The organism is Streptomyces sp. NPDC029014, from assembly GCF_055564695.1.
Window position 1 is genome coordinate 1 of the sequence record NZ_JBVHVT010000244.1, and the last position, 1,173, is coordinate 1,173.

Consider the following 1,173-nt stretch of genomic DNA (forward strand, 5'->3'; position numbering starts at 1 on the left):
TGTTCGTGGCCGATCCGGAATGGAGCATCGGAGCGACACCACCAGGATCAAGCGATCGGCCACAGATCGAAGAGCTCGCCTCCCTGGAAACGGCACAAGCCGTGCTGCTGGAGCAACGCCAGCACATGGAGCAACTGCGCAGCCAGGTCGTGCAACAGGAAAGCAGCCTCACCGAGGTAGAACAGAATCTGCTGCGTGCAGAACGTCGCGTGGCGTCGCTGCGGCGCGCACTGGAAACATCCGGGATCACTTCCCAAGCGACGCTTGATCATCTGCACCGGGCCCAGAATCAGATCGGAGAGCTGCTCAATTCGCGCTCCTGGCGCGTGACCGCCCCGCTGCGCATGGCACACGTTGCCGTCTGGCGCGTTCGTTCGCTGCTCAAGCAGCTCCTGCATCTGTCCACGGCCACCATTCGCGTCGCCCGCCAGAACGGCATCCGCGAGGCCGGACGCCGGATCACCAGCCAGCTGCGGCAGCCCGCTGCATTGTTCCGCCAGGGCTCAGGGGCCGGAAGCTGGAAACTGAGGCCGGTCCATGCGCTTCCACCGGCAAGGCCGGCGAGCAGTTCGCAGCAGCTGCGCGTCCTGCTGGTGGCGGAAATGGGCATCGGGCAGTGCCTGAAATACCGCGTGCTGCAGAAGCAGCTGATGATCGAAAGCCTTGGCTACGACTGCACCGTCGTCAACTGGACTGATGTCGTCTCTACCCGCGACCTGCTCTCCACGCACAGCGTTGCCGTGTTCTACCGCGTCCCCGGCTATCCGGACCAACTGGAGACGATCGCCCTTGCTCGTGCGGCTGGCGTGCGTACGTTCTGGGAAGTCGACGATCTCATCTTCGACATCGAACACTACCGGAACAACAGCAACGTCAACGATCTCAGCCCAGTTGTGCGCAAGGCCATCCTCGAAGGCGTACCGCTGTTCCGGGAGGCGCTGCTGGCTTGCGATGCCTGCATCGCATCGACCACCGCCATGGCCGACGCCATGCGCGCAACCGGTGCGCCCGAGGTCTGGGTCGTCGAGAACGCACTGGACGTGGAGACACTGCGCGCAGCAGAGGAAATCGCCGCCGCACCGCCGCGTGGTGATGGATTGCTGCGCATCGTCTATGGCTCTGGTTCCAAGGCCCACGATTCCGATTTCCGTATCGCCGCTCCAGCGTTGCTAC

At 63.8% G+C, this 1,173-nt stretch carries 1 protein-coding gene; it reads left to right on the forward strand.

Annotation, left to right across the window (positions count from 1 at the left end):
- Positions 1-1,173 (forward strand): hypothetical protein (locus tag ACZ4VL_RS40835; protein ID WP_468211124.1); only part of this gene is annotated, 1,173 nt, incomplete at both ends.